Genomic DNA, 8,729 nt, shown 5'->3' with positions numbered 1-8,729 from the left:
ATAAAGTAGGCTGAGACATTTTATTTTGTCCCAGACTCCTGCTATTATTCATCATTTGGATTCCAAATTCTTTTTCATTCCTATTCTTCTACTAACCATTCAATTGTGCGTTTGATGGCTTTATCCCAGAACGCATAATCATGTTCACCTGGACCTTCTTCATATTGATAGTCAATTCCTTTATCATCCAAATATGTCATAAATTGTTGATTATCTTCATATAAGAAATCTTCTGTACCACATTGAATCAACAACTTAGGTATGGTCAATCCTTTTTCGATTGCTTCATCAACTAAATGATATGTATCGAGTTCAGTACCCTTGATAGTTGTATCTTCCCCAGTAATTGCTTTTGGTGCGAAATCAGGATAATCAAGTTCCATTAACCCTTGCGCTTGAAAGACAGAAGACAATGGCGATGCTTTAGAGAAGAGTCTTCCTTGTGTTAATGCAAATTTCATCGTGCCGTAACCACCCATCGAATGACCTGCAATAAAATTATCTTCACGTTTTGGTGATAATGGAAGTAGCTTATGTGCGTAGTGATACACTTCCAATATATGGTCATAATAACTATGACCGTACGTCATATTTGCATAGCCACTATGATCTGCATTCGGCATAATAATGGCTAATTGATGTTCATTTGCATATCGCTCAACACTGGTAAAGCGTGTATACGACGTTGCATCACTTGATAATCCATGCAATAGCATAAGTGATTTATAAGATTTAGGTGATTGTGTTTCGTCGAAGAAACTGGCGTCTTCTGGAATAATTGCTACAAATGATTGTTGCATACCTAAAGATGGTGATAAGTAATTGATTGTCATGAGTGCCATGTTGATTGTCGCCCCTTCTAATAATAAATGATTATATCTATTTTACACTTTTTCTGAAAAAGGTGTTACCCAAACATACAAAAAGACGTTAGTAATGTCACCAACGTCTTAAGTAGCAATTATTGTGTTTATATCGGTTTGGTAGTTTAATATAAACGCTTTTTGTATATAAAGGGGGCTTTGTGTCTTATTTATTACTTTATAACCATCCAGTTTTTGCCATTTTTTATTAATTTTTTCTCTTCTTTTAATTCATGTACAATATGGCCAGTTGTTTCACGTGAAATACCTGCTAAATCACTCAGTAATTGAATGGTCATGATATGTTTAATTTCGTAGAATTCATCATGATCGTATCCTATTGCATGACATAAATAATATAGTACTTTCTCAATACGTTCTCTCGCCAACTTTGTGGTTAATGCCATATTGTATTCCCTTAGCAGTTCAAGTTCGTTATTTAACTTTTCGAACAGTGTAACAAATATGTCGTCATGATTTTTACAAAGATATTCCAACATATCTTTAGGTATTCCTATTACATTACATGGTGTTATAGCTGTGCACATCTCGTTTAATTCAATTTTACGAAAGAGATGATTTAACGGAAATAATAGTTGCTCTTTATTAAGCTTACGATAAGCGTCCCCATCTTCATTAATTGTTTCACGCAAAACAATACCGTCTAGTAATAAATACACATAGGTGGGCTGATCAGATGAATAATATATGATTTGTCCTTTATTGTAACGTCGCACGAAACATTCACTCTTGAATGCTTGAATGACACCCGTTGGAATATTTAAGTAAGACGCTAATTGTTTGAGCCCTTCACTTAAATCATTGTCTCTGTTGTTGATATATGTCTTTCCGGCCATTGAGATACACTCCTAAATCTTTTAAAACTTTTTATTAGAATACTGAAACGCTTCCCATCGCTAAGCGAATGATACCTATTATTGCAAGTATGATAATGACTGCAAACAAGATATAGTCACCTTTCGTTAATGGTTTATGGTTATTACGTTGTACGAAACGATAAACAAATAGACCAGGGATGTAGAGCAACATGGTTAATAACAAGTAATCAATACCTGCAGCGTACACAAGCCATATCGCATAGATTGATGCAATAATACCGATTGCCCATTGTTTCACTGTAGCGTGTCCTTTATGCTCAATTGTGTATTTCAATTGATAAAAGGCACTAAACATATACGGAATTAAAATCGCGCTTGATGCAAGTGAAAACGCAAATTGATATGCACTGTCTGTAAATAACATGCTAATTAAGAATATTTGTACTAGAATGTTTGTAATTAATAATGCATTGATTGGTGCTTTATTTTTATTTTCTTTAGCAAACCATTTCGGGAACAAGCCATCTTTAGCCACTATAAATGGTAGCTCACCAGCTAGTAATGTCCAACCAAGCCATGCACCTAAAACAGAAATAATTAATCCAATGTTAACGAGTACTGAACCCCAATGACCAACGATATGTTCTAACACTTGTGCCATTGATGGGCTTGCAAGATCAGCAATTTGATTTTGTTGAATGACGCCTTGTGCCAATACAGTCATTAAGAAGTAAATAACAAGTACTGAAACAAGTCCAATTACTGTAGCAGTGCCTACGTCTTTTTTCGATTTAGCACGACCTGAGAATACCACTGCACCTTCAATACCAGTGAATACCCATACGGTTACAAGCATTGTACTCTTAACTTGAGACATTGTATCGCCCCAACTAAATATACCTGTACCACCGCTTGTCATTCCGTAGAACCCTGCTTTAAATGTATCGAAATTAAATACTACAATCATACAAATGATGACTAAGAATATAGGAATTAACTTTGCAACAGTTACAATACTATTGATAAAAGCTGCGGTTTCAACACCTCTAAGTATTAAGAAGTGCACACCCCATAATAAGAAAGAAGCGACGATAATACTTGGTAGCGTATTACCACCTTTGAAGATTGGGAAGAAGTTACCTACTGCTGACATCAATAATGTTGCATAGGCTACGTTACCTAGAAACGCAGCAAACCAGTAGCCCCAAGCACTTGAGAAACCAATAAAGTCGCCAAATCCAGCCTGTGCATAACTGTAAATTCCACCTTCTAAGTCCGGTCTTACATTAGTGAGATTTTGGAAGACAAATGCGAGTGAAATCATTCCGATTGCGGTGATAATCCATCCAATCATAATTGCTAAACCACCGGCTTGACCACCCATATCAGAAATGATATTAAATGCACCGCCACCAATCATAGAACCAATGACTAAGCCAATAAGTGACGTTTTACCAAGTTTGTTTGTGTCTGATTCATTCATAATTCATTTCCCCTTCTAAGGAGGATTACTTTTAAATTAAGGGCTTGAAGCATCATTATTCAATTGTCTGGTAACCCTGCTTCAAACCCTTCTCCTTGTGTTATATTTCTACATCACTTTCCCTGCGATGTATTTTTCAAAAAAGTCCTTACGTTTGCTCGAAATACTTTAAATATCTTCTCTAAATAATGGTTGGCTCATACATCTTGGGCCCCCACGTCCACGAACAAGTTCACTACCAGTAATTTCAAGCACTTTAATGCCTTTATCACGAAGTAATTGGTTTGATACGTAGTTTCGGTCATAAGTAACGACCACACCTGGGCGTATACATAGCGTGTTTGAACCGTCATTCCATTGTTCACGTGCGCCGTCTATCACGTCACCATTACCAGTTGGGATAAACTCGATTTTTTCAACGCCAAGTACGTCTGCTAGCGTTTCACGTAGTTTATTAGAATGTGTAATTTTGATATCATCTTTTGCTTCATCGTATTCAATCGTAAATAAATTCATGTTATTTTCTTCTTTGAAAATAGCTGAATGCACTGTGAATTTATCGTAGTCAATCATTGTGAATACTGTATCTAAATGCATGAACGTACGACTATTTGGAATTTCAATCGCAATTACTTTCTTGAATGTCGTAGATTCATCTTTAAATATATTACGTGCTAAGCGTTCAATTGCTTGTGCTGATGTACGTTCAGATATACCAATGGCTAAAGCTTCTTTAGATAGAATTAATTCATCTCCACCTTCGATATTAAATGGTGAGTTTCGGTCTAACCATACTGGTACATCTGCATCTTTAAATCTTGGATGATATTTTAAAATGTATGTCATAAATAGTGATTCTCTGCGACGTGCTCTCCAATACATTCTGTTAATTGTCATACCTCTACCTACTGATGCTTGAGGATCACGTGTAAAGTAAAGGTTAGGCATTGGGTCTAAATAGAATGGATATCTATCATCCATGTATTCAACGAGATGTGTTGTTTTTAGTTCAATTTCTTCTTTTCTCACACCAGCCATAATTTTATCGATTAATTCTTGATCTGATAACTTCGCAAAAAACGTTTTAATTTCAGCTTCATGTCCTAATACTGTTTTTTGAGATTCTGCAAGAATATCGTCAATGAACTGTTCTCGCACATCTTTATCTGCAATTGCTTCAGCTGCTAGTTTTTCTAAATAAACAACTTCCACACCTTCATCACGAAGTGTTTGTGCAAATTTGTCGTGCTCTTCTTGCGCCACTTTTAAATAAGGAATATCATCGAATAGCAAGCCACTTAAGTGATCTGGTACTAAATTTTCTAATTCTTTACCAGGTCGTTTGAGTAATACTGTTTTTAATCTACCGATTTCACTGTTTACTTGAATAGGTCCTTGTGTCATATTCATTTCCTCCTTTATTTATCTACAATTAGAGTATAAAGCGCTTTCAAAAAAGTTTATGTGATTGTTTTCACAAAATGAACGTGTGCTAGTTCATGCTTTCTGGTTATTCAATGCATATTTGTGATTGAATATACAAAATCATTGGGCATTTGGTGCTTTTTATGTATATTCCATTTATTTTCGTATGATAATATTTTTAAGAAAAGTTTTTTATGCATTATTCTGTATTTATAAACACCCGTGATTTGTATCTACAATTATATAACTACTTAGGTTATGAACATTATAAATTAGGTGTGTTACACTCTATTATAGATAATATAAAAAAGTAAATCCACATTATATTTTATACATTAATTTGAATATTTATGATTAAATAATTTATAATGCACATATTTAGCCATTTCTTCAGAATTAGTTAGTACCATCAATGTGTCATTGCCACCTACTGTCCCTAATATTTCATTAATATTCATTCGATCAATGAAATAATTAATGCATTGCGCAAATCCTGGAGATGTTTTGATAAGTATGTAGCTATCTTTTATTATGATACTTTTAATTTCACTGTCATAATAATGTAGCAGTTTCGTTTTAGCATCCATTTGTTGCGTATTATCTAACTTCTTATAATAGGATTGATTACTTACAGCTGGAACTTTAAAAATCTTTAATTCTTTCAAATCTCTTGAAATCGTAGTTACGCTATAGCGCACCCCGAAATGCGTATCAATGTAATCTGCAATCTCTTCCTTTTTGTTAAATCGGTTATTCTTAACTACCGTTGCGATGAGATCTAGACGTTTATTCTTTTTCATATTATAAACTCCCTCTATCCCTATACAGCCTACTGCTATATTTATGTTTTACTTTTAACGTATCATTTTTTTGTCTTTCTTTGTGTGGGGTATTTCATAAAATCTGTTATAAATTTAATTATTTACATAAAAACGCCCCAAAAGTAAGATTTATCATCCAACTATTGAGGTGTCTTTCAAGTTATGCTATTTTGATTCTTTCATAGCTTGTTTTACAGTGCTATAGCCCATTACCACGCGATCAACTTTACCGTTATCTACATCAAACCATACCGTCATTCCTTTTGAATTTGGTTGGTAGAAATAGATACCTGTTGTATTATGCTTTTGGTTATTTACCTTTTGTAAATCTTTACCGTAAGTTTTATTTAATTGATCCAATGTCATTTTACCCGTTACGTTTAAATCAAGTAATGATGCTGTTTTACCATCTTTCGAAACGTTTCTAAAATATTGATCATATTTTTTCACATTTTTAGATGATGTTGTTGCTTTCAATTTAATACCGTTGAATGTGACATTTTCAGCTTTTACCGCATTTTTAAAATGTTTATCTAATACAAAAGATACGTCTTGACCTGCATATCCTTTATAATTGTAATATGCAGATGTCGCATTCGCTTTAGAATGAGTTGTGTTTGTTGTAGCTTTAGATTCAGCATGTGCAATAGATGTTTCCGTCAATGCACTCGTAACACCTACACCAAATAATGTGCTTAGTGCTAATGTCGTTGCGACTAATGTTTTTGTAGTTTTTCTCAAATTAGAAGCCTTCTTTCTTTATAACTAAACATATCATACGCCATTCTTGATTGTTATACAATTTTGGTTAACTAATTAGAAGTGTTTAATATTTGATGTAATGTTGTTTATAATTACACAAAATTAAATTTCACAAATAGTTAAATAATTTTTTATATAAATTATGTTATACTAAATATAGGAGTAACATCCCCATTAACTCCTTCACAAAAAGTTATATTATGTAATAACTATAGCCATAAGTTTACTTCCCCTTTGTTAAACTTATGGCTCTTTTATATAGTCTTTTTTACTTTTCCAAAATAAATATAAAATTACTTTATATTGTAGAAAACCACTTCCAAAATGCGAACATATGTTCTATAATGAATTTGAGGTGGTTAACATGATTCCAAATCCTAATGCGCCAGATGAGTATAAATATGAAACAGATTATCGTAAAATACCAAGACAATATCTAGACGCTAACATTCCTCAAGGACGTGGCATGGTGAAGTGGGCTCCGTTTATTATATGTACTAATTTAATATAGTTACTGAATCTAAAAGACTCAAACATAATTTATATGTATATTATGTTTGAGTCTTTTAGATTTTAAATTTCTTTAGTTTTATCTTCATCTATTTGAGAAAGAATTAGAGATATTAGAACCAAAATAATTCCAATAACTGTATTAACATATAATGATTCATTCAATACTATAAAACCTATCAAGACACCAATTACTGGGACAATATAATTAGAAAGTGAGGCGTACAGTGCATCATATTTATTAACTAATATATTGTAGAGAACAAAAGCCAATGCCGCGTGAACAATACCTAAAATAACAAGCGCCCCCATTGATATACATCAAATTTAATATTAATAGTATTGGGTATTATTATTAATAATAGTAGTAACATTCCTGAAGCACAATAAATAATATATTTTTCATGTGGTGTATTGGTGCATTGCTTTTTAAGTTTTGCATCAATACTAATGATATTGCAAAACTTAATGATGCAAACAACAATAATCCAATAGATATATAAGATTGCATATTTAATTGCTGCGGCGTCCATGAAATAACTACTATACCAACAAAGCCTAAAAAAATTGCAAATGATTCTAATATTTTAATTTTTTTGCATTGTCAATACCATAATTAATAGAGTGAATATTGGCGTTAGTGCAATTATAATTGAAGTTATACCACTGTCAATAAAACGTTGACCTTGCGCAATGAATATAAATGGTATTACTACTTCAAACAACGCAATAAGAATGTATAGTCCATATTGTTTTTGGTATACTGTTTTTTTCAAAAATAAAGTTATAACCCACAAAAAAACAGCGCCAAGTAATGCTTTTATAAACGAAATAATTACCGGATTTGCATCATGAGTAATTAATGCCATAAAAAGGAATTGAGAACCCCAAATTAAACTTAACAAAAAGAGTAACAAATACTTTTCATTTTAAACCACCTTTACTTGCGATTATTAAATTATCTAAATGACTATATAAAATTAAATGTTAAAAGTTCTTTAGTTACATAATAAATCATAAGCCTTATTTACTTTTATGAGATTTCTTATTTACTAATATGACTCCTAATATAATAATAAGTGCACCTATAATGTGATAATAATAAAATTGTTCTTTTAAAATCAAAATACCTGAAAGAATAGTAATTAGCGTTGCTACATTATTAAAAACTGTTACCTGAATAACTGGCAACTTAGAAACGGCGTATATTGAAAGTAAAGATGTCCCAAAAGTAGAGAATACACCTAAAAATATAATAGCAACTAAATAATGTATTTGTGGCATTGATTGAGCATAGCCATAGAATGATCCACCTTTTAAAAAATAAACACTATTGAAGAAAACAAAACCAATTATCATGATATAAATTGTTACTTTTATTGGAGCGATTTTTTGAGTCACACTACGAGATAAAACTTGCCAAATTGCTGTAGCAAATATAGAGGCTATAATCAACATATTTCCGATAAAGTGTAATTCCCCTACACCTTGAGCATTCATTAGTTGAAGGAAAATAACACCCATGATACTTAACAATATCCCAAATATCTGTGCTTTTTTAACATTCTCTTTTAAAAATATGATGCCAAACAAAACTGTGATAGCAGGGGCAATTGCTTGAATAATCCCTGCTTCACTTACAGTTGTTTGGCTTAACCCTAAAATTTGACTGCTAAAAAATATAATTGGATAGAAAATTGAAATTATAAATACTATTAATAATTCTTTATAATTTAATTTTAAATTTATAGGTTTAATAATAATGAATATTAAAACTGCTATAAAAGCAAAGGTAAATCTTTGAGCAAGTACAAGCAATTCATTTTCGTAATTTATGGATATCTTCACAAACATAAATGATAAACCTATAATAATTGAAAAACCCAATGCTGAAAAAATCGCTCTACTCTCTTTCATTAACATAACCTCCTTTGTTAAATAAGGTAACGCAATTTTATTTATTAAAGGAATTTTAATTTCAAATATGTATCGATACATATTATACATTCAAATTATTATTGTAATT

9 protein-coding genes and 1 pseudogene are annotated in these 8,729 nt (G+C 31.9%); 1 reads left to right on the top strand and 9 read right to left on the bottom strand.

The window, feature by feature from the left end; all coding sequences use genetic code 11:
• Nucleotides 1-80: 80 nt before the first annotated feature.
• From HMPREF3134_RS02955 to HMPREF3134_RS02930, 6 genes are all read right to left on the bottom strand, one after another.
• Nucleotides 81-842 (bottom strand): alpha/beta hydrolase, encoded by a 762-nt coding sequence (locus HMPREF3134_RS02955; RefSeq protein WP_037552600.1) that lies wholly within the window; start codon nt 840-842, stop codon nt 81-83.
• Nucleotides 843-1,036: 194 nt separating this feature from the next.
• A complete protein-coding gene (locus tag HMPREF3134_RS02950) occupies nt 1,037-1,720 on the bottom strand; it encodes a Crp/Fnr family transcriptional regulator (protein ID WP_037552602.1) in 684 nt (227 codons plus the stop codon).
• Between the two features lie 34 nt (nt 1,721-1,754).
• Nucleotides 1,755-3,185: an arginine-ornithine antiporter gene (arcD, locus tag HMPREF3134_RS02945; protein WP_011274694.1), complete on the bottom strand. Its 1,431-nt coding sequence runs from the start codon at nt 3,183-3,185 to the stop codon at nt 1,755-1,757.
• A 168-nt stretch (nt 3,186-3,353) separates the two neighbouring features.
• On the bottom strand, nt 3,354-4,589 hold the full coding sequence (gene arcA / locus HMPREF3134_RS02940) for an arginine deiminase (RefSeq protein ID WP_011274693.1): 1,236 nt from the start codon (nt 4,587-4,589) through the stop codon (nt 3,354-3,356).
• A gap of 356 nt (nt 4,590-4,945) precedes the next feature.
• Nucleotides 4,946-5,410, bottom strand: coding sequence for an arginine repressor (locus tag HMPREF3134_RS02935; RefSeq protein ID WP_011274692.1), 465 nt, complete (start codon nt 5,408-5,410; stop codon nt 4,946-4,948).
• 186 nt (nt 5,411-5,596) lie between these two features.
• Nucleotides 5,597-6,172, bottom strand: coding sequence for an immunodominant staphylococcal antigen IsaB family protein (locus HMPREF3134_RS02930; protein ID WP_070440563.1), 576 nt, complete (start codon nt 6,170-6,172; stop codon nt 5,597-5,599).
• A 385-nt stretch (nt 6,173-6,557) separates the two neighbouring features.
• Here HMPREF3134_RS02930 and HMPREF3134_RS12150 point away from each other — a divergent pair.
• Nucleotides 6,558-6,680, top strand: a pseudogene (locus HMPREF3134_RS12150) (YolD-like family protein); the annotation flags it as partial.
• An 86-nt stretch (nt 6,681-6,766) separates the two neighbouring features.
• Here HMPREF3134_RS12150 and HMPREF3134_RS12405 read toward each other — a convergent pair.
• From HMPREF3134_RS12405 to HMPREF3134_RS02915, 3 genes are all read right to left on the bottom strand, one after another.
• Entirely contained in the window at nt 6,767-7,015 is a 249-nt protein-coding gene (locus HMPREF3134_RS12405) for an EamA family transporter (protein ID WP_070440561.1), read from the bottom strand.
• Between the two features lie 275 nt (nt 7,016-7,290).
• Nucleotides 7,291-7,572, bottom strand: coding sequence for an EamA family transporter (locus HMPREF3134_RS12400; protein WP_256262258.1), 282 nt, complete (start codon nt 7,570-7,572; stop codon nt 7,291-7,293).
• 154 nt (nt 7,573-7,726) lie between these two features.
• Nucleotides 7,727-8,620: a DMT family transporter gene (locus HMPREF3134_RS02915; protein WP_176744122.1), complete on the bottom strand. Its 894-nt coding sequence runs from the start codon at nt 8,618-8,620 to the stop codon at nt 7,727-7,729.
• Nucleotides 8,621-8,729: the final 109 nt, after the last annotated feature.

This window comes from Staphylococcus sp. HMSC14D10, from assembly GCF_001808125.1.
GTDB lineage: Bacteria > Bacillota > Bacilli > Staphylococcales > Staphylococcaceae > Staphylococcus > Staphylococcus haemolyticus.
Note: the sequence above shows the minus strand (reverse complement) of the source record. Positions and strands in the feature narration are given on the sequence as shown.

Bases quoted from the DNA above. Each gene is read 5' to 3' on its own strand.
- HMPREF3134_RS02955 (WP_037552600.1), bottom strand. From the start codon at position 842: ATGGCACTCATGACAATCAATTACTTATCACCATCTTTAGGTATGCAA.
- HMPREF3134_RS02950 (WP_037552602.1), bottom strand. From the start codon at position 1,720: ATGGCCGGAAAGACATATATCAACAACAGAGACAATGATTTAAGTGAA.
- arcD (WP_011274694.1), bottom strand. From the start codon at position 3,185: ATGAATGAATCAGACACAAACAAACTTGGTAAAACGTCACTTATTGGC.
- arcA (WP_011274693.1), bottom strand. From the start codon at position 4,589: ATGACACAAGGACCTATTCAAGTAAACAGTGAAATCGGTAGATTAAAA.
- HMPREF3134_RS02935 (WP_011274692.1), bottom strand. From the start codon at position 5,410: ATGAAAAAGAATAAACGTCTAGATCTCATCGCAACGGTAGTTAAGAAT.
- HMPREF3134_RS12405 (WP_070440561.1), bottom strand. From the start codon at position 7,015: ATGGGGGCGCTTGTTATTTTAGGTATTGTTCACGCGGCATTGGCTTTT.
- HMPREF3134_RS12400 (WP_256262258.1), bottom strand. From the start codon at position 7,572: ATGGCATTAATTACTCATGATGCAAATCCGGTAATTATTTCGTTTATA.
- HMPREF3134_RS02915 (WP_176744122.1), bottom strand. From the start codon at position 8,620: ATGAAAGAGAGTAGAGCGATTTTTTCAGCATTGGGTTTTTCAATTATT.